Source organism: Marinomonas spartinae (assembly GCF_016461715.1).
GTDB classification, from domain to species: domain Bacteria; phylum Pseudomonadota; class Gammaproteobacteria; order Pseudomonadales; family Marinomonadaceae; genus Marinomonas; species Marinomonas spartinae_A.
Map to the genome: position 1 here is coordinate 1 of NZ_JAEMUI010000035.1, position 19,369 is coordinate 19,369.

The following is a 19,369-nucleotide window of genomic DNA, read 5'->3' on the forward strand; positions in this document are numbered from 1 at the left end:
TAAAGGGAAGCTCTTTGAGTATGCAGTGCTGGTAAATACAAAGAATAAAATTAAAACTGTGATAGATAAATTTTTTATTTTCATAATTGATACTCCCATATCCCTATGGATAAAAAATCCCTTTTCCAGGGCTTATTCTATTTATTATTTGCCAGCGAAGCTTTTTTTCTAATTCCCACATGCCCCTTGAGAGTTCTCCAATAGTATTATCTTCTATTTCGCTTAATACTTGACTTAGCTTGTCAGTAATAAAAAACCTTTCATCAATACTATTTAAAGTATATCCGACTGCAATTCCAACGAAAATTGCTGCAACTAAAGGAGCCGCTGCTACAGTTGTTAATGAGCCTATAGCTGTTCCTGCTATTGCTGCTACAATACTACTAATGCCAACCTTTACCATGGATACTGCTAAATCTGCTACTAAATCAGTAAGTAATACTTCATCTTTGAGAATATGTTGAAGGATTATAAGAGGTACGGTTAGAAAAATTGTCAGTCTTGCGCCAGAGCGAATTGAATTTCTTAAGGCTGCTTTTCCTATCACCATGTCAACCACTTTGGCATTAGAGTCTAAATATTTTGTGCCAGTAAATATTGACCTAAGGCCTGCATGACCTTTAAAAATAACATACTGTTTTCCTTTTATGTTTTTTTCATAAATCCTTCCTAGGGCACCTATGTCACGAGCTATTTTAGTTACAGTTTTAATGTCCATAACTGTTGGTACGTAACCAGAGACATTTTTTGTTACATTAATTACATCATCTAGGGATAATTTATTATATAGTTCTATTAGTTGGTCTACAGATAATATGTATAGAGTTTGACTGTTATTCTCAATCGACTTTTTAAGTTCTTCTTTAGCTAGCTTATCAGAGCGATCCATGCTTATATTCTTAAGTTTTCATCTTGAACTTGTCTTATCATCGCTAAGATACGGTATATTGTATCTAATATCAATATTCATTCTCTTTTCACGAAGAAAATATTTGATTAAGTCATGTGCATGAGATAATTTTTTGTGTGGTAGTTATCCAAGGCACTAATCTCTACCATGAACCAGAACAACCTTAATTAACCTATCTTTTTATTAAGTAATTGCACGACTGAAAGATTACTGTTCACCAAATTGTAAGTCTGCCAAGCGCTTATATAAAGTACAGCTTTTTAGTAGTTCAGGGTGGGTGCCTTGGGCGATGATTTCCCCTTGATCCATGACGATAATGCGGTCTGCGTTTAATACAGTGGCGAGCCGATGGGCGATGACAAGGGTGGTTCTATCTGCCATCAATAATGAGAGTGCTGCTTGTACCTTGTTTTCACTTTGTGCATCGAGGGCACTGGTGGCTTCGTCGAGTAGCAATATTGGCGCGTCTTTTAAAATGGCTCGGGCTATAGCTATTCGTTGTCGTTGACCGCCGGATAGGCGCACACCATCTTCCCCGAGTCGAGTCTCATAAGCTTTGTCTAGGTGCTGAATAAACTCATCAGCATTGGCTTTTTTTGCGGCCTCTTGAATGGCTTGTTCGGTGGCATTGCGATTGGCATAACCTAGGTTATCCGCGACGCTTTGATCAAACAGGGCAGTTTCTTGGGGCACCAAGGCCAGTTGGTGACGCCAAGCACTCAAGTCATAGTCTTTGATATTGTGACCTGCAAAACATATTTGCCCTTGTTGAGGGTCATAAAATCTTAGTAAGAGTTCAAAAATGGTCGATTTCCCCGCGCCAGATGGGCCAACGAGGGCAATGGTTTCACCTTGCTTAATGGTAAAACTAAGATGTTTTAGGACAGGCGTTGTTGGACGAGTTGGGTAGCAAAAAGTAATGTTTTTTAAGGCTAATAAAGTGTTGTTTATGGCGGCCTGCTGTTGATCTGAGGTATGTTGAGGCCTAGTGCTCTGCTCAAAAAAGGGTGGAATAGGTTGTTTGCCACTGATTATATCGCTCTTTTCGTTGAGCAATTCCATAATGCGCTCGGCGGCTCCTGAGGCCCGTTGCAATTCTCCCATGACCTCAGATAATGCCGTAATGGAGCCAGCAACAATAATGGCGTAGAACAAGAAACTGGCTAAGTCGCCAGCGCTTATTGCGCCAGAAATAACGTCTTTGCCACCAAACCAAAGCATGACACCAATGCCGCCCATGGAGAGTAAAATAGCCATCAAGGCGAGCCAAGAGCGCTGTAAAATACGTTTTACGCTGACACGAAAGGCTTGTTCTACTGCCCCAGCAAAGCGTTGTTCATCGTGGTTTTCATGGGTATATGCTTGAACCACTTTGATATGGCGTAACGCCTGTGACAAATAGCGCCCTACATTGGCGATTTCATCTTGGCTATTGCGAGATAATCGACGTACTCGTCGACCAAAGTACAACACGGGCGCTACGACAAACGGTACACAGACGAGTAAAATCAGGGTTAACTTAAAATGCATCACCAACAGGAAAATAATACCGCCGAGCAGCATTAAGCTGCTGCGTAAAGCAATGGATAAAGAAGAGCCAATGACACTCTGTAAGAGAGTGGTATCTGAGGTAATGCGCGATTGAATTTCGCTTGGCGAGTTATCCTCGAAAAAAGAAGGGGATAGGGTCAATAAATGAGCAAAGACGGCTTTACGTATATCCGCAACCACTCGTTCTCCAATCCATGACACAAGGAAGAATCGGCAGAAACTGCCAACGCCTAATAGCAGTACCAAACTCAGAAAAACCACTAAGGCTTTGGTCAAATCCGCTTCTGAACCGGAGGCCAAGCCTCGATCAATTAAAAACTGTATGCCTTTACCGAGACTCAACATGGCGCCAGCGGTAATCACTAAAGCGATAAGCGCAAAAATAACCTGAAGGCGATAAGGCCGTAAAAATGCTAGAAAGGTTTTTAAGCCTGCGCCGAAGTGCGTTTTGTTACCAGATAGCATAGCGAGAATCGCCTCGTTTTGTCCCTTTCCTGTACCCTGTTGCTCTGACTTATTGCCTGTATTCAACAATAGTTTCCCTTAATGTATTTAGTTCGCGAGCACGTCTTATACCATGGTGGACGGTGTTGAGCGAGTGTCGGTTAACTTAGATAGACCTTCAATCAGATGCATAGCGTTTTAAGTAAGTTGGCTAAAGGATTACAGCATTTTGTGCTAAATCGTGGTGAGGGTTCAAGGTAACGTACCTTACGGGGTCTTTTATAATGGTTACCTCACCATAATGGCCTTGGTCCTTATTTTCAGTATTTGCACCACAACAAAGAGACTGTATATGTCATCGTTACTTAAAACCATTGAACAGAATCCGGTAGAGTTACCAAGAGAATCTCGTGTGCTGCCAGAGCGGTTGATAGAGGGGAATCCTTTATTAAAAACTTGGGTTGCAGATTTGTCCCGCGATGGAGAGGTTAATACAGGTATATGGCAAGCCACTCCAGGGACAAGTCGGTCTCTAAAAGGCGATAGCTTCGAGTTTTGTTATTTACTGGAAGGTGTTGTTGAGTTAACCCCTGAAGGGGGTGACCCAGTAATCTATAAAGCTGGCGACTGCTTTGTATTAAAGCCTGGATATAAGGGCGTGTGGCGTACGATTGAAACGGTTAAGAAAATTTATGTCTCAGTAGGGTAATGTTTGGTGGTTTAGATAAGCAAAAGTCGCTTATCGATTGCTTTGGTAGCGAGCACAGCTTTGCCCTGAATGTCAAAAATAGAGAGGGAAGGTAAATGAAAACACTATTGCTCAACAAAGAGCAGGTAAGCAAGTTAATATCGATGCCGGAAGTCATAGTCACGGTGGAAGAGGCATATAAGGCTTTTAACCGTAATCAAGTTGTTCAACCGGATTATATAGGAATACATTTGCCTTCCCCTCGTGGTGAGATTGACTTTAAGCTTAGCTATTTTGAGCCCGATGAAATGATCTCGATGAAAGCCTCTTCGGGTGGCTTTATTAATAACCCTACCGACCATAAACTCCCTAAGAACATGGGGAGCATTCTTTTATTTGATGCACAAACATGTGCGCTGATATGCGTTATGGACGGTAGTTTACTGACAGGCCTAAGAACGGGCGCATCTGGTGCGGTATCGGTGAAAGTTCTGGCAAGAAAAAATGCCCAAAAGGTGGCCTCCATCGGCACAGGCAACCAAGCAAGAATGCAAATTCGAGCGATCAATGAAGTCATGAAAATTGAAGAAATTCATGCTTGGAGTAGAACACCGGAGACTCTTCTTCAATATAAAGCTGATATCGAACGTGAATTCGGTATTCCGGTTATCATTGCGAACTCTAAAAAAGAAGCGGTTGAACAAGCCGATATTTTAATTACGACCACTCGGGGAACGGGCTCTCTGGTAGAAGCGGATTGGGTAAAACCTGGCACGCATATTATCGCTATTGGCAGTGATCAGCAGGGGAAACAAGAGCTAGACCCCGAAATCTTTAGGCATGCCAAAATAGTGAATGACTCCATGGAGCAGTGCACCGAGAAAGGTGAAACATGGCATCCGCTGAATCAAAATATTATTACCAAAGCGGACATTCACGCAGAAATAGGTGAGATATTGCTGGGTAACAAAACAGGAAGAGAAAATGATCACGAAATTACTATTTTCGACTCCACCGGAATGGCAATACAAGACAATACGTCAGCAAGCAAAATTTACCGTAATGCAATAGAGCAAAACATTGGCACAAGTTTTGAGTTTTTTAAGTGATACTTAGTTAAAAAAGCGGGTTAAAAAAGGTGTGAACAAGTCCTTTGGTCTTAGCATGTATATGCCTTCACGCATAGGACATTGGCCTAAATATTAACCATGGGTACCGCTTTATTTTACTGTTTTAAAGAATTTAGGTTTAGACGTTCAAAGGAGATCAGCACTATGCGTAATTACCCAACGATTGAGGACATTCGAGAGGCCCAAAAACGGCTGCAGCCTCATATCAAACATACCCCCTTGTTACGTGCTGAAAAAATAGAGCTAGGCCTTGGTTGCCAGCTTTATTTAAAGCCGGAAAACTTGCAAATCACGGGGGCATTTAAAATTCGAGGCGCACTAAACAAGACGCTCTCGTTGCCGAAAGAAGACATTGCCAATGGTATCATCGCAACCTCTTCAGGAAATCATGCTCAAGGGCTAGCATACGCTGCCAGAATGCTGGGAGTAAAAGCAATATTGGTGCTTCCCGTCACCACGCCCAAAATTAAAATCGAAAATACCAAAGCACTTGGCGCTGAGGTGGTGCTTTTTGATGGGGATACGGCGGCCAGATGGAAAAGAGTGTATGAAATTGCCGAAGAAAACCAATATGTCCCCGTTCATGCCTTTGAAGACCCTCTGGTGATGGCGGGCCAGGGAACCATAGGCTGTGAAATATTGCAGGATTTAGAAGATGTGGACACTGTCATTATCCCTATGGGAGGCGGTGGCCTTATTTCAGGGATCGCGACGGCGCTCAAAGAAATCAAACCATCGGTACGGGTTATCGGTGCGGAGCCTGCGTTAACACCGAAATACTATCACAGTAGAATCAACAAGCAACGGACGTCGCTGCCGCTGAAAAATACCGTTGCTGATGGACTAAGAATCAGTGTGCCAGGGCAAAATCCTTATCCGATTATTGAAAAATATGTTGATGAAATTATTTTGGTGGAGGATGAGTATATTATCGCTGGGATGCGTAGCCTTGCTAAAGATGCCAAATTAATTGCTGAACCCGCAGCTTCCATTGGTATTGGGGCTTTGCTCTCTGGCGCAGTAAAAGTTAAGCCGGATGAAAAAGTGTGTGCGGTACTGACGGGCGGGAATTGGGACTTAAGTGATCTTGCCGAGATTTACAAATAAGTCGATTAATTTACTTCTTAACTTACCACTTATTTGCTGTTTAGAAGACTCACCCAGGCGCTTAGTCCGATGGGTGAGCAAACCTCTCATCTCTTCGTCATATTAAGCAAATGGCCATCTATCGGATAGAAAGCCCAATAGAAGAAATAAAAAAATGCCTTCTACCAGTATGACCTGAAGAAGGCATAATGTGGGAGCACTATTAGGTTATCACTGTGCCATTGAGTTTATTTGTTCGACAATGGCCGTTCCCAGTTCTTGAGTGCTTGCTGTCCCGCCCATGTCTCGGGTTAGGCTGTTTTTACTGCGTAATATACTTTCCATTGCACTGAGCAGGGTGTCATGAATTTCTGGGTAGCCAAGATGTTGCATCATCATCGCTCCTGCCCAGATGGTCCCCAGTGGATTGGCAATATTTTTCCCCGCGATATCGGGGGCTGAACCATGAACGGGCTCAAACATGGAAGGAAAGGTTTTTTCAGGGTTGATGTTGGCCGATGGCGCAATAGCAATGGTGCCAGTACAGGCTGGGCCAAGGTCGGAAAGAATGTCACCGAATAAGTTGGAGCCAACCACCACATCAAAATGCTCTGGCATCCGGACAAAATTCGCTGTGAGAATGTCAATATGGTATTGATCTACTTTGACCTCAGGGTATTGTTGCGCCATTAGGGCGACACGCTTGTCCCAGTAAGGCATAGAGTGATAGATACCGTTGGATTTTGTCGCGGAGCTAAGGTGTTTTTTCTCCCGACTTTGTGCTAACTCGAACGCGTATTTTAAGATACGATCTGTCCCATGACGGGTGAAGATGCTTTGTTGGGAAACAATCTCTCGTTCTGTGCCTTCGTATTGAATACCACCAATGGCGGAATATTCCCCTTCGACGTTTTCACGCACTACATAGAAGTCAATGTCGCCGGGTTGTTTGTTTGCTAATGGGCAAGGGACGCCATCAAACAGACGAACAGGACGGAGATTGACATATTGATCAAACGCGCGGCGTATAGGTAACAATAATCCCCATAACGAAATGTGGTCAGGTACCCCAGGAAAGCCAACGGCACCGAGATAAATCGCATCGAATGCCTTGAGTTGTTCTAGGCCATCTTCTGGCATCATGCGTCCTGTTTTGTGGTAGGTTTCGCATGACCAATCAAAATGCGTCCATTCGTATTCTAGATGGCACTGTCGTCCTGCAGCTTCTAAGGCACGAATGCCTTCGGGAATGACTTCTGTTCCAATACCATCACCTGCAATGACGGCGATTTTGACTTTTTGCATGCCTTTCTCCACTTCTATCGTTATTCTTAGGGACCTTTGCTCGAGACTTATTCATGGGGCTCTTTTGCTTATCTAACCAAGTGCTTGGTTGATTAATGCATATTGACGTAGTGTATTGTCTCTTTGTGGCATGTCACCACGTATCATTTCGACCACCGTATCCACTTGAGGCAAGCCTATTTCCTCTAGCCAAATGCTAAGCTGACTGCTTTGTGGTACATCGATCCGTACAAACTCATTGATATGCTGATTGATCAAGGATTGGATCATGGCTTTCGCTTGTTCTTGTGAGGAGGCGATAACAGGGCCAATGGCGTAACCACGGCCAAATTTACGTATGATGGCAAAACCTGTGATCTCACCTTGGCTTTCCGTTACGATGCCCGTTGCTGATTTCAGTATTTCATTGAGAGCGGCTTCCCTTGCTAGACCGCATGATGTTTCCGCGAGCTCAACTATTTTCGCATGATCTGCTTGGAGTATCTGACGTTGCATTTTTGTGAGATTAGCATCAACACTGTTGCTTGCTTCTACTATGGCTTGGTGTTGGTAGACTTTGCTGGCGGCACGAAAGCCGAAGCTTTCATATAAAGGTTGACCAGATGGGGTGGCGAATAAAAGCACATTTTTCTGATCACCGATTTTCTCCAAGACCCGCTCCATTAGTTTTCTACCAATGCCGTTGCCTTGTTTTTCTGGTGACACAATCACCATGCCAAGAGAGGCGTAATGGTCACCATGATTCCAACATAAAACCGTTCCTATGGATTCTTGGTTATATTCGGCAATAAACCCAGTGCCGAGATGGTGAACCAGTTTCCAGTCGTCAATACGATGTGGCCATTTGACTAATTGAGATAATGAATAAGCGGCTGTTAGGTCATCTTCCGTCATGGGGCGATAACAAATCTGAAGGGTCTCTTTTGTTAAAGTCATCATGTTCTCCTCAAAATAATGACTATATTTTGGGGAGAGATAGGCGTAATTACTAGGACATTCTTGCCGTTAAATGAGAATTGATCTAAATACGGCAGCAAGCGCTAATAATGCTTTATCAGGGTGATAAATCTGCTGAAAGCCTATTTTATAACAGCATAATATTGTGATGGAGCGATGTAGCGAACAGCCACAAATCAAAGAAATGGGGCGAATACGACGGCATTAGATGACAGTAGACCGAAATGGGCAACCGTCAAGCATGGCGAGTGGCAAACATAATTCCATACAAAACGGTGTTTGCATCACTCTGACCAAGCAATAATATGACGGATTAAGCAAGGGTATGACTGACTAAAGCAAAGCTGTGAAACTCGCTGTCTTCTTTTTTGAACGATGGCCTTCTCATGGAGGTGACCGTATCAAATTCAGGCATGCCAGCTGCGATCAAAAAGGCCTTAAAGGTGCTGTCTTGTTGGGCCGTATCGATGCGCAGGAAATGCCCTGTATGTTGATTGATATGGGGGGCGATCAGCGCCATGGCATCGTCACCGTTTTGAGCAACAACTGGGCCAATGACGTGGCCACGACCAAACTTTCTACACAGGGCAAAGCCAATAATACGATTGTCACGAACCAATACCGAGCCTTGGGATTTCCCTAATACGGTTTCGATGATGTGTTTTCTATCAATGCCAAACGCACTTTTATCCAGTTGTAGAACACTTTGCCAATCATTGGCGTCGAGTTCTCTAATACCTTCGGTGACCGAAAGCTTGGATCGATCAACGGCAGCGGCAATGCCCTGATGTTGGAAAACCGGGGCAACCATTTGAAAATCTAACGATTGATAAAGGCGGTATCCCGCTCTGGTGGAAGTGAGCAAAATGTCGCGATTTTCACATTGCGCCATAATATGCTTCATGATCCAGCGTCCACCGCCTAATGCTTGCAGTCGAGGTGAGGTGATCACCATGCCGATGGTAGCGTAGTGCTCTCCCATGGGGAACCACATACCAGAAGCAACTACTCGGCCAATGGGGTCGCAGCCAACAACGCCCTTACCTAAGGTTAATAACACGCGCCAATCGGAAGGGCGATGAGGCCAGAGCACGGTAATAGAAAGCTCATGAAGCTTGTCTATGTCATCAGGCGTCATGGCCCTAATGGTCAGCTCGTAGGTTTTTAATCGCTTTGATGTCTCACAAGGCACGTCTGCCACCTCTACTTTTTCTACAAAACGCAGATTATCAATACTTGTATTAGTTTGTCATTGCATCCCTCTAAATACTAGGACGTTCTTGCCTAATATCTATAAGGAAAGGCGTGAGCAGCGGATTCGGCATCAATTAGCTAATCGTCTTGATATAAAGCTTGCTTTATATCGTCACCTCTCTTTTATCAGCATAAAACGCTTTTCTCCCGCGCTTAGAATAGAAAAAGCAGCCAATTTTCTGCTTACGAAGACCTGCATTATAGCAAGGTCAGTTCCTTAATTGGGTACGAAGACACTGGGAGATAAATGTATGGCCTCGTTTAATCCAAAGGATGTGAGGATTCCTAATAGTCATTTCATTGGTGGTAAAGCCATTAACAGTCGCGAAACAATCGATGTTTGGCGCCCGTCAGATGGTCAGGTTTACGCCTCTCTTTCCATAGCGGATTCTAATTTGGTCGATCAGGCCGTAGAAAATGCATGGCAAGCGTTCAAACAAAGCGACTGGGCCTCTCGGTCACCTCGTGATAGGGCTAAAGCGATGAAGCGTTGGGCGGCTTTGATTGAAGCGGATGTGAATACCTTGGCGCCCTTAGAAGCCGTAGGGTCGACGCGCCCGATTGCCGCCGCTGCGCAGTGGGATATTCCCTTTTGTGCCGAAGGTATTCGTTTTTTTGCCGAGTATGCTGATAAGTGCGGTGGGGAGGTGATCCCGACGGCAAATGGTAGTTTAGGCATGACGATTACTGAACCCTATGGGGTTATTGGTGCCATTGCACCCTGGAACTTTCCGTTGGTTATGGCGTCCTGGAAAGTAGCGCCAGCAATGGCAGCAGGTAATGCTGTGGTATTGAAACCATCGGAAATGACGCCGTTTAGTGTAGTGCGTTTGGCTGAGTTAGCCATAGAAGCGGGTATCCCCCCTGGTATTTTTAATGTCGTTCAAGGTGATGGTCGCGTGGGGGATGCTATTTGTCGTCATCCCCGAATTTCGAAAGTGACCTTTACTGGTTCCACCAAAACCGGTGCACTCATTATGGCGGCTTGTGCACAAACCGGTACGAAACCTGTCACGCTAGAATTAGGGGGGAAAAGCCCGCAGTTGGTATTCGACGATATAAAAAATATCGATAAAGTGGCACGCCGCATTGCCGGAGCCATTACCACCAATGCGGGTCAGGTCTGCGTCGCAGGTTCTCGTCTCTTGGTGCAAAAAGGGATTGCGGATCAGTTAGTGACGCGCATTTCCGAGCTCTTTTCTGAGCTGGTTTCGGGGCCAACCTGGCAAGATAGCACCACACTATCCCCGATTATTTCAACGCGAGAATTGGAACGCATTGACGGTGTGGTACAGCGTACCGTGCAGCAAGGCGGTGAAATTTTAGTGGGCGGTTGTCGCTTACCTGAGCAAGATCAGAGCGCTTTCTATCAACCGACGATTTTAACCAAGGTCAATATGGGCATGGAAGGAGTTCGAGATGAAATCTTTGGTCCTGTCCTGTGTGTGGAAACCTTTGAAACAGATGATGATGCTTTGCAGTTAGCTTGTCACCCTTCTTATGGCCTATCCGCTGGTGTGCATACTGCAGATTTAAATCGTGCCATGCGTATGGTGAATGAGCTTGAAGCTGGGACTGTGTGGGTGAATCGTTATGGCCGTAGTTGGGATTTTGCTATACCCACAGGAGGTTTCAAAGGCTCTGGTATCGGTAAGGATCTTGGGCGCTATGCCTATGAAGCTAATCAAAAAGTGAAAAGTGTGTTAATCGATTTTACCAATGACGAAGCCTAATTGCGCGGGAAGAATAAAAAATTGCCCATTAACGACATTCTATTTTTATCCGGTAGATTGTGCCGAGGTGAGGGGGCAATTCCGTTGAAAATTCGTTACAGCAAAACAAAATCGGGCCAAATAGGCTTCGTTTTAGTGTTGTAATAAATCTATTGAATAGTTTTTGCACAAATAACCGCTGTTTTATTGAAATAAAAAATGAAGCACCGTATCGCTAAATGGAGAAAACCAATATGACTACCCTGAACCCAAAGTACATTACGTTTGATTGCTACGGCACTTTAGTTTATTTCGAAATGGCGCCGACTGCGCGTCGTGTATTTAAGGACCGTATCGCAGAAGAAGACATGGATCAGTTTATTGCAGACTTTTCTGCCTACCGTTTTGATGAAGTGCTTGGTGATTGGAAGCCTTATGATCAAGTCTTGTGCAACGCCGTGAAACGTACGTGTAAACGTTGGGGCATTGAGTACCGTGATAATGAAGGCATGATTTTTTATAACGCGGTGCCGACTTGGGGGCCTCATCCTGATGTGCCAGAGGCGCTAGCACGTTTAGCTACAAAATTTAAGTTAGTGGGATTGACCAATGCCATGAATGAGCAAATTCCCCATAACATCGAGAAATTAGGGGCGCCTTTTCATGCGGTCTACACCGCAGAAGAAATTCAGTCTTATAAACCTCGTTTAAAAGGCTTTGAGTATATGTTGGAGAAATTGGGGTGTGGCCCAGAAGACATTCTGCATGTTTCCTCAAGTCTGCGTTATGACTTGATGTCCGCTCACGATATGGGCATTAAAAATAAGGTGTTCATTAACCGTGGCCATGAACCTTCAACGCCTTACTACGAATATCATGAAGTTAGCAGTTTGGCTGGTTTGGCGGATTTGTTAGGCGTTTAGTTTTTTATTCACTAGAAGGAATCATCATGAAGCTAGAGTCCTATTGGCTAGACACTGTATCCGCTTTTACGAAAGGGGAGCAGGGCCACGCATCAGGTCAGTATGATGTGGCGATTGTTGGCGGTGGCTTTACCGGTTTGTCGGCGGCCATTGCCCTTTCTAAGCAAGGGCTTTCAGTGGTGTTGCTTGAAGCAGGTCGTGTTGTTGGGGAAGCATCAGGTCGTAACGGTGGTCAGTGTAATGCAGGTCTAGCGCATGATTATGGCTCTCTGGCGCAGCGTATTGGTATGGAGAAAGCACGTGCTTTTTACCTTTCCTATATGGACGCGGTGGACACGGTTGCGGAGATGGTGAAAGAGGAAGAGATTGACTGTGATTTTACGCGTCATGGTCGACTGAAATTGGCGGCGAAACCTGCGCATTATGACAAGCTGGTTCGGGCTCATGAACGGTTAGTCAACGAGGTTGACCCTAATGTTGTCTTACTGAGCGCGAATCAGGTGCGTGATGAAGTCGGCTCTGAGCAGTTTTATGGCGGTCTGTTGCAAACGACCAGTGCACAAATGCACATCGGAAAGTTTGGTCTAGGGCTAGCGGATACTGCGGTGAAATATGGCGCAAAACTTTATGAATCCGCTGCTGTAACAGGGATTGAGCACATTTCTGCCGATCGTTATCAAGTGACCTCCAGTCGTGGCACGGTCATTGCTGATAAAGTATTACTGGCGACGGGAAGTTCTGCTAAAGGACCTTTTAGTTATTTTCGTCGACGCTTGGTTTCCGTGGGCAGTTTTATCATTGTTACGGAACCGTTAGCACCAGAACTTTTGGCGCGTCTCTTAGTCAAGCGACGTGGTTATGTGACCTCAAAAAACATCGGTAACTACTTTCGAGTCACTCCCGATAATCGCTTGCTCTTTGGTGGACGTGCTCGTTTTGCAATGTCTAATCCTCGTTCAGATGAAAAAAGCGGTCATATTTTACAGGCGTCAATGGCACAGGTATTTCCGGCGCTTAGCAAGGTGCGTATCGACTACTGCTGGGGTGGTTTGGTGGACATGACGGCCGACCGCTTACCAAGAGCGGGTCAACACAAGGGCATGTATTACTCGCTCGGCTACAGTGGACATGGGGTTCAGATGTCAACGCATATGGGGAAGGTAATGGCTCAAGTGATGATGGGGAATGAGATCGTCAATCCATGGCGTGATCTGGATTGGGCGCCAGTGCCGGGCCACTTTGGTAAACCTTGGTTCTTGCCCTTCGTAGGAGCCTATTACCGTTTTCAGGATTTGATTCACTGATGCTTTTTAAGAGTTGGGGATCAAAGAAACATGGAAAGAATAATCAAACGTAAGGATAGAGAAAAACCGATATGAATGTATCGCAAAGAGAGTCTTAAATACTGTTAAAAGACACTCAAGTGGCAATAAAAAAAGTAATACAAGCCTATAAAACAAGAAGAGCAAACAACCAAGACAGAACAACTCACAAAAGGAACCATAAAATGAAAGATGACAAAAAGCGTTCGTTAGTGGATCAACAGAGTTCAAATATATTAACACAGGGGGTTTCACGGCGTCAGGTGCTGCGAGGTATGGTGACCTCGGGGGTCGTTGCCGCAGGATCTGGTCTTTTGACACCAGGCTCTTCTTTGGCATATGCAAATACCGATGAGCCTAAATATGGTGGCAATATTAAAGTGGCCACTCAATCGGGTTCCACTTCCGATACATTAGATCCTGCCCATGGCTCAGGGTCTTCAGATTATACCCGTCAATATATGTTCTATAACGGTCTAACCGTTTTGGATAGAACGCTTACTCCGCAAATGGAACTGGCTGAGTCGTTTGAGACAAAAGATGCTCAATATTGGGTGATAAAGCTCCGTAAAGATGTCCTGTTTCATGATGGAAAGCCTTTTACGTCTGCTGATGTTCTATTCACTTTGAATCGTCATAAAGACCCAAAAACCAGCTCTAAAGTGGCGGCTGTCGCCAAACAAATGGTCGAGATTACCGCCAAAGGTCCCCATGAAGTACATATTACCTTAGCCGAGAAAAATGCGGATTTGCCTGCTATTTTGGGGGTTGTTCATTTTCTTATCGTACGTGATGGCACGACAAATTTTGATAAAGGGAATGGGACAGGACCTTTCCTATGTACCGTATTTCAACCTGGCGTTCATTCCATCGCTACGCGCAACCCAAATTATTGGAAAAAAGGTCTTCCGTATTTGGACACAGTGGAACTCTTTTCGATTCCAGATCAATCCGCTCGTGTGAATGCCTTGTTAGCCGGTGATGTGCAGCTTATTAATTCGGTGAATCCGCGTGCCATTGACACATTGAATGCCAGTCCATTAGTGAAGGTTTACCACGCTGATTCTGGGGGTTATACGGACTTGATTATGCGCGATCAGCTTGGTCCAATGAAAAACCCTGATTTTGTGAAGGGCATGAAATACATCATGAACCGTGAGCAAATTCTCAATGTAGCTTGTCGTGGTTTTGGCCGAATAGGCAACGATCAGCCCATTCCCAAAGGACAACGTTATTATGATAGCGCGCTGCCACAGACGACTTACGATCCAGATAAAGCCAAATATCACTTCAAAAAGGCGGGTGTGCTGGGAAGTAGTATTCCCATGGTGGCCTCTTCTGCCGCCGATAACTCGGTTGAGATGGCTCAGTTGATCCAATTAACAGCGCAAGAGGTGGGGCTTAATTTGCAAGTGAAACGTGTGCCCGCAGATGGCTATTGGTCAAATCACTGGATGAAAGACACCTTAGGCTTTGGGAATATTAACCCTCGGCCAACGGCAGATTTAATGTTTACTTTGTTTTTTCAATCGAATGCTGCTTGGAACGAATCGGGTTGGAAAAATGCGCACTTTGATAAGTTGCTGGTGGCCGCGCGTGGTGAAACTGATGATGCTAAGCGTAAGCAAATGTACGGTGAGATGGAGACACTCATCCATGATCAGAGTGGTATTGGTATCCCAATCTTTAGCAGTATTAATGATGCGGCTAGCCGCAAGATAGGCGGTTATAAACCTCATCCTTTGGGTGGCTTGATGGCGTACATGTTTGCCGAGCATGTTTGGCTGGAAGCGTAAGTTTCGATTCCTTCTTAACCACACTAGCGTTGCGGCAATAGGCCGCAACGCTCTGCTCAAAAGGTGAACCATGAATAAAACCGTTTTAAGGCTTATCATTAATCGAATTGGATTGGGGATATTAACCTTATGGATCGTCTCATTAGTGGTCTTTTTTATTACCAATTTATTACCCGGTGATGCTGCCCAAGAGCTATTAGGTCAAGCATCGACAGTACAGACTCTGGATGCTTTAAGGGCCAAATTGGGGTTAGACCTCCCCCTCTACGTGCGTTATTTTCACTGGTTAGGCGGGATGCTGGTAGGGGATGCGGGGACATCAATGGTCAACGGTATTCCTATCTCGCAGTTAATTTGGTCTCGTTTACCCAATACGCTTCTTTTAGCGGCCTTTGTAACCTTGGTATCTGTGCCTGTCGCCATGTTCATTGGTATTGTTTCTGCCATGTATCGCGGCTCGTGGTTTGATCGTTATATCAATATTCTGGCGGTATGTGCTGTCTCTGTGCCCGAGTTTTTAATTGCGACCATCGCAGTGCTTATTTTTGCGGTAAAACTTGGCTGGTTATCTGCTTTGTCTCATATAGAGAATGCGCATACCTTTGGTGAAATGCTGAAAGTCTTTGCCATGCCTGTGTTGACTCTGTGCAGTGTCTTGGTTGCTCAGATGGCACGTATGACCCGTGCAGCAGTAATTGATCAGTTAAGTTCGTCATATGTTGAAATGGCATTGTTAAAGGGGGCGAGTCCCATTCGTATGGTACTACGGCATGCCTTGCCTAATGCCATTGGGCCCATTGCAAATGCTATCGCCTTGAGTCTGTCCTACCTTTTAGGTGGCGTTATCATTGTTGAGTCCATTTTTAATTACCCTGGTATTGCCACTCTGATGCTCAATGCTGTGAGTTCAAGGGATATGCCATTGATTCAAGCCTGTGCCATGTTGTTCTGTTTTGGGTATCTGGTCATGGTGCTAATGGCGGATATTAGCGAAATTGTTTCCAATCCGAGGTTACGAAAATGAATACACATACTTCTTCTGTTACGGCAGCTGAACCGACACAGAAAGCCTCTTTTTCCTCACGTTTTCATGTTCGTTCGATCAGTGGTTTGATCGGCCTGATCTTAGTCGGGTTCTGGTTAGTGATTTCGGTTATTGGTCCGATGCTTTCGCCTTATCCCCCTAATGATTTTGTTAGTAATACGGTGTTTGGCCCGATGAGTATGAAGCACTTTTTTGGGACAGATTATTTGGGACGGGATATGTTTAGTCGGGTTTTAGCGGGCACCCCCTATACTATAGGTGTTGCTCTAGCGGCTACCGTCGCGGCCTGTTTGGCTGGGGTGATTTCAGGGCTGGTGGCAGCCGCTGCCACCAGCTGGGTCGATATGACGATTAGCCGAACCCAAGATGCGCTGATTTCCATACCCAGTAAAATGTTTGCTTTGATTATGGTGGCATCGTTTGGTTCTTCTGTACCGATTCTAATTTTAACCGCCGCCATTGCTTATATGCCAGGCAGCTTTCGTATTGCGCGTTCTCTAGCGGTCAATGTGATGACGCTGGATTATGTACAAGTGGCGCGCCTTCGTGGAGAGTCCATGCCCTATATCATCTTTAAAGAAGTGTTGCCGAATATGTTTCGCCCTGTGCTGACCGATTTTGGGTTGCGCTTTGTTTTCATTGTTTTGTTGTTGAGTGCTATGAGTTTCTTAGGTCTGGGTATTCAGCCACCTGAAGCGGATTGGGGGTCATTGGTGCGAGAAAATATAGGTGGTCTAAGTAGTGGGGCTCCAGCGGTCATTATGCCAGCGATTGCCATTGCCACGTTGACGATTGGCGTTAATTTGCTCATCGACAGTATTGGCAGTAAATCGGTACAACATTGAGGGGAGTCGTTATGACTGAGTTAGTAAAAGTATGTGGTTTACAAGTTGCCGTGCGAACGGGAGCTGGCGTGGATGTTCCTATCGTGCATGGTGCCGATTTCAGTTTGCATAAAGGCGAAGTGCTGGCGCTAATTGGTGAGTCTGGTTCTGGTAAGACGACCATTGCCTTATCGTTAATGGGGTACGCCCGTAGTGGCTGCCATATTGTCGGTGGTTCAGTGCATGTTGATGGGACCGATCTGTTGACGCTGTCTCCTTCAAAGTTAGCAAAAGTACGCGGTCGAACGGTGTCTTATATTGCACAAAGCGCCGCAGCTGCTTTTAACCCTGCCATCACCATCATGAATCAGGTCATTGAAAGTGCCATGATTCATAAAACTTGTAGTCGTAGAGAGGCCGAGAAAAAAGCCATTGGTTTATTTCGTGAATTGGCTTTACCTGACCCTGAACATATTGGTGAGCGTTATCCGCACCAAGTGTCTGGGGGGCAGTTACAGCGTTTAATGGCGGCAATGGCGCTGATTACCGACCCTATTTTGGTGATTCTGGATGAGCCAACCACTGCATTGGATGTTACCACGCAAATCGAAGTATTGAGGGCATTCAAAAAAGTGGTGCGTGAGCGTAATACCACAGCGGTTTACGTATCTCACGACTTAGCGGTTGTAGCACAAATGGCAGACCGTATTGTGGTGCTGAAAAACGGTGAAATTCAAGAAAACAGTCTGACGAAAGATCTGTTAATTGAGCCAAAGCACGAGTACACGAAAAGTCTGTTATCGGCAATGAAACCTGAATCTCGTCAGGATACTGTCTCGCAAAATATAATGGATTTAGAGACAAGTACGCCATTGTTAGAAGTACGTAATCTCGAAGTATGTTTTGAAAAAGGTAAGCGAGTACTGCAAGACATCGATCTGAAGATTCGTCGCGGTTCAACTGTCGGGGTGATAGGGGAATCCGGTTCGGGTAAAACAACCTTGGCAAGAAGTATTGTGGGTCTTGTCGAGCCCAGTCTCGGTAATATTTACTTAGATGGTGAAGCGCTCAATGCGTCTGCATCGGGTCGCACCCGAGAACAATTGCGTCGTGTCCAGTATGTATTTCAAAATGCCGATACTGCGTTAAACCCTCTGCATACGGTTGAAGATATTCTGGCTCGTCCATTGAGCTTTTATCACGGTATGAAAGGGCAGAAACGACGTGATCGCGTTGCCGAACTGTTGTCTCTTGTGCACTTACCAGACAGCATTGCGAAACGTCGTCCAACAGAATTGTCTGGTGGTCAAAAACAGCGGATCAATTTAGCGCGGGCCTTAGCGGCAGAACCGGACATCATACTATGTGATGAAGTGACATCAGCATTGGATACGGTGGTTGGGGCGGCCATTCTTGAGTTAATGGCAGACTTAAGGAAAAAGCTTAACGTGTCTTATTTATTTATCAGTCATGACATTAGTATGGTGCAAGCCATTTGTGATGAGGTAGTGGTTTTATATTCTGGTTTCAAAGTGGAGCAAGGGGCAGGGGAATCATTCCAACGGCCACCATTCCACCCTTATACCCAGTTGCTGATCGACTCTGTCCCCGAAATGAAGCAGGGCTGGCTGGAATCGACGGGAGCCAATCACGAAACCTTACCCAAGATAGCGCCAATAAAAGCGGACGTAGTGTTATGCCCCTTTTTGGATCGCTGTTCTGTACGTATTGATGGACAATGCAATCAGGTTATTCCTGATCGAAAAAAACTTGAAAAAGGAAATCAAATATTTTGCCATCATTCATTTTCAAACAAAAAATCTCAAGCGCTTGAAGTAGAGGAGCAACCTATCTCACAGTTACAAAGCGTGTGATGAAAAACGGTGTTAAAGAGTCCGGAGAGTGGTTATGGGCGAAGGAAGCGTAAGGATAAATAAGGTATCGGTATCGACAGTGGTGTCTCCGTCTTCAGTATGGCAAGTAAGTCATGCCATATCTCAGGCGATTACGCGGGTTAAGCTGTATATTGAGGAGCACTACAGGGAGTCGATTAATCTTGATACGTTAGGTGCCTTGGTTGGTTTAACTCGCTATAGTTTAGCCAAGCAGTTTCGCCAGCAAGTAGGCGTGTCTCCCTATCAATACGTTTGCTTGGTACGCATTAAAAATGCTCAGTCTTTAATGAAGCAAGGGGAACGGCCAACAGACATTGCCAGTGCTGTTGGCTTTTTTGATCAAAGCCATTTGGCGAAACACTTTAAACGTCTATGTGGTGTGACCCCTAGCCAGTATCGTGAGCAATTTTATAAACCTTGATGCTTATATGAACCGAGTTATTGATCAGCCTCCTAATATTTCGCCCGCTGCGATCAATCCAAATCCACTATCTGCATACAATAAAGCCTCTTGAGGGGAAACCCAA

16 protein-coding genes are annotated in these 19,369 nt (G+C 45.1%); 11 read left to right on the forward strand and 5 right to left on the reverse strand.

Annotated features, from left to right (window positions below; genetic code table 11):
- Positions 1-103: 103 nt before the first annotated feature.
- Together JHD45_RS21275 and JHD45_RS21280 are read right to left on the reverse strand one after the other, a co-directional pair.
- Entirely contained in the window at positions 104-889 is a 786-nt protein-coding gene (locus tag JHD45_RS21275) for a hypothetical protein (protein WP_199478605.1), read from the reverse strand.
- Between the two features lie 228 nt (positions 890-1,117).
- Positions 1,118-2,992, reverse strand: a complete 1,875-nt coding sequence (locus JHD45_RS21280; RefSeq protein ID WP_325097343.1) for an ABC transporter transmembrane domain-containing protein — start codon at positions 2,990-2,992, stop codon at positions 1,118-1,120.
- A 265-nt stretch (positions 2,993-3,257) separates the two neighbouring features.
- Between JHD45_RS21280 and JHD45_RS21285 the strand changes: the two genes are divergently transcribed.
- The 3 genes from JHD45_RS21285 (at position 3,258) to JHD45_RS21295 (ending at position 5,830) form a co-directional block, all read left to right on the forward strand.
- Complete coding sequence (locus tag JHD45_RS21285) at positions 3,258-3,614, forward strand: cupin domain-containing protein (RefSeq protein WP_199478606.1); 357 nt, start codon at positions 3,258-3,260, stop codon at positions 3,612-3,614.
- 95 nt (positions 3,615-3,709) lie between these two features.
- Positions 3,710-4,702, forward strand: coding sequence for an ornithine cyclodeaminase family protein (locus JHD45_RS21290; protein WP_199478607.1), 993 nt, complete (start codon positions 3,710-3,712; stop codon positions 4,700-4,702).
- 165 nt (positions 4,703-4,867) lie between these two features.
- Positions 4,868-5,830 (forward strand): threonine ammonia-lyase, encoded by a 963-nt coding sequence (locus tag JHD45_RS21295; protein WP_199478608.1) that lies wholly within the window; start codon positions 4,868-4,870, stop codon positions 5,828-5,830.
- 210 nt (positions 5,831-6,040) lie between these two features.
- Here the strand turns inward: JHD45_RS21295 and JHD45_RS21300 are convergent, their stop codons facing one another.
- The 3 genes from JHD45_RS21300 to JHD45_RS21310 form a co-directional block, all read right to left on the reverse strand.
- Entirely contained in the window at positions 6,041-7,114 is a 1,074-nt protein-coding gene (locus tag JHD45_RS21300) for a tartrate dehydrogenase (protein WP_199478609.1), read from the reverse strand.
- Positions 7,115-7,186: 72 nt separating this feature from the next.
- A complete protein-coding gene (locus JHD45_RS21305) occupies positions 7,187-8,053 on the reverse strand; it encodes a GNAT family N-acetyltransferase (RefSeq protein ID WP_233407984.1) in 867 nt (288 codons plus the stop codon).
- Positions 8,054-8,384: 331 nt separating this feature from the next.
- Positions 8,385-9,263, reverse strand: coding sequence for a GNAT family N-acetyltransferase (locus JHD45_RS21310; RefSeq protein ID WP_199478610.1), 879 nt, complete (start codon positions 9,261-9,263; stop codon positions 8,385-8,387).
- A 313-nt stretch (positions 9,264-9,576) separates the two neighbouring features.
- On the opposite strand from JHD45_RS21310, the gene JHD45_RS21315 reads away from it, so the two are divergent.
- The 8 genes from JHD45_RS21315 (at position 9,577) to JHD45_RS21350 (ending at position 19,263) form a co-directional block, all read left to right on the forward strand.
- Positions 9,577-11,058 carry an aldehyde dehydrogenase family protein gene (locus JHD45_RS21315; protein ID WP_199478611.1) on the forward strand — a complete coding sequence of 494 codons (1,482 nt, stop codon included), beginning with the start codon at positions 9,577-9,579 and terminating at the stop codon, positions 11,056-11,058.
- Positions 11,059-11,291: 233 nt separating this feature from the next.
- A complete protein-coding gene (locus JHD45_RS21320; protein ID WP_199478612.1) occupies positions 11,292-11,960 on the forward strand; it encodes a haloacid dehalogenase type II in 669 nt (222 codons plus the stop codon).
- Positions 11,961-11,986: 26 nt separating this feature from the next.
- Positions 11,987-13,264, forward strand: coding sequence for an NAD(P)/FAD-dependent oxidoreductase (locus JHD45_RS21325; protein WP_199478613.1), 1,278 nt, complete (start codon positions 11,987-11,989; stop codon positions 13,262-13,264).
- Positions 13,265-13,467: 203 nt separating this feature from the next.
- Positions 13,468-15,078 (forward strand): ABC transporter substrate-binding protein, encoded by a 1,611-nt coding sequence (locus JHD45_RS21330; RefSeq protein WP_199478614.1) that lies wholly within the window; start codon positions 13,468-13,470, stop codon positions 15,076-15,078.
- Between the two features lie 70 nt (positions 15,079-15,148).
- Positions 15,149-16,102: an ABC transporter permease gene (locus tag JHD45_RS21335; protein WP_199478615.1), complete on the forward strand. Its 954-nt coding sequence runs from the start codon at positions 15,149-15,151 to the stop codon at positions 16,100-16,102.
- Complete coding sequence (locus JHD45_RS21340) at positions 16,099-16,968, forward strand: ABC transporter permease (RefSeq protein WP_199478616.1); 870 nt, start codon at positions 16,099-16,101, stop codon at positions 16,966-16,968. The genes JHD45_RS21335 and JHD45_RS21340 overlap by 4 nt, the downstream gene beginning before the upstream one ends.
- Before the next feature lie 11 nt (positions 16,969-16,979).
- Positions 16,980-18,821 carry an ABC transporter ATP-binding protein gene (locus tag JHD45_RS21345; protein ID WP_199478617.1) on the forward strand — a complete coding sequence of 614 codons (1,842 nt, stop codon included), beginning with the start codon at positions 16,980-16,982 and terminating at the stop codon, positions 18,819-18,821.
- A gap of 34 nt (positions 18,822-18,855) precedes the next feature.
- A complete protein-coding gene (locus JHD45_RS21350) occupies positions 18,856-19,263 on the forward strand; it encodes a helix-turn-helix domain-containing protein (RefSeq protein WP_199478618.1) in 408 nt (135 codons plus the stop codon).
- The last annotated feature ends 106 nt before the right edge of the window (positions 19,264-19,369 follow it).

Bases quoted from the DNA above. Each gene is read 5' to 3' on its own strand.
- JHD45_RS21285 (WP_199478606.1), top strand. From the start codon at position 3,258: ATGTCATCGTTACTTAAAACCATTGAACAGAATCCGGTAGAGTTACCA.
- JHD45_RS21330 (WP_199478614.1), top strand. From the start codon at position 13,468: ATGAAAGATGACAAAAAGCGTTCGTTAGTGGATCAACAGAGTTCAAAT.
- JHD45_RS21350 (WP_199478618.1), top strand. From the start codon at position 18,856: ATGGGCGAAGGAAGCGTAAGGATAAATAAGGTATCGGTATCGACAGTG.
- JHD45_RS21305 (WP_233407984.1), bottom strand. From the start codon at position 8,053: ATGATGACTTTAACAAAAGAGACCCTTCAGATTTGTTATCGCCCCATG.
- JHD45_RS21340 (WP_199478616.1), top strand. From the start codon at position 16,099: ATGAATACACATACTTCTTCTGTTACGGCAGCTGAACCGACACAGAAA.
- JHD45_RS21325 (WP_199478613.1), top strand. From the start codon at position 11,987: ATGAAGCTAGAGTCCTATTGGCTAGACACTGTATCCGCTTTTACGAAA.
- JHD45_RS21300 (WP_199478609.1), bottom strand. From the start codon at position 7,114: ATGCAAAAAGTCAAAATCGCCGTCATTGCAGGTGATGGTATTGGAACA.
- JHD45_RS21320 (WP_199478612.1), top strand. From the start codon at position 11,292: ATGACTACCCTGAACCCAAAGTACATTACGTTTGATTGCTACGGCACT.
- JHD45_RS21295 (WP_199478608.1), top strand. From the start codon at position 4,868: ATGCGTAATTACCCAACGATTGAGGACATTCGAGAGGCCCAAAAACGG.
- JHD45_RS21275 (WP_199478605.1), bottom strand. From the start codon at position 889: ATGGATCGCTCTGATAAGCTAGCTAAAGAAGAACTTAAAAAGTCGATT.
- JHD45_RS21335 (WP_199478615.1), top strand. From the start codon at position 15,149: ATGAATAAAACCGTTTTAAGGCTTATCATTAATCGAATTGGATTGGGG.
- JHD45_RS21290 (WP_199478607.1), top strand. From the start codon at position 3,710: ATGAAAACACTATTGCTCAACAAAGAGCAGGTAAGCAAGTTAATATCG.
- JHD45_RS21345 (WP_199478617.1), top strand. From the start codon at position 16,980: ATGACTGAGTTAGTAAAAGTATGTGGTTTACAAGTTGCCGTGCGAACG.
- JHD45_RS21315 (WP_199478611.1), top strand. From the start codon at position 9,577: ATGGCCTCGTTTAATCCAAAGGATGTGAGGATTCCTAATAGTCATTTC.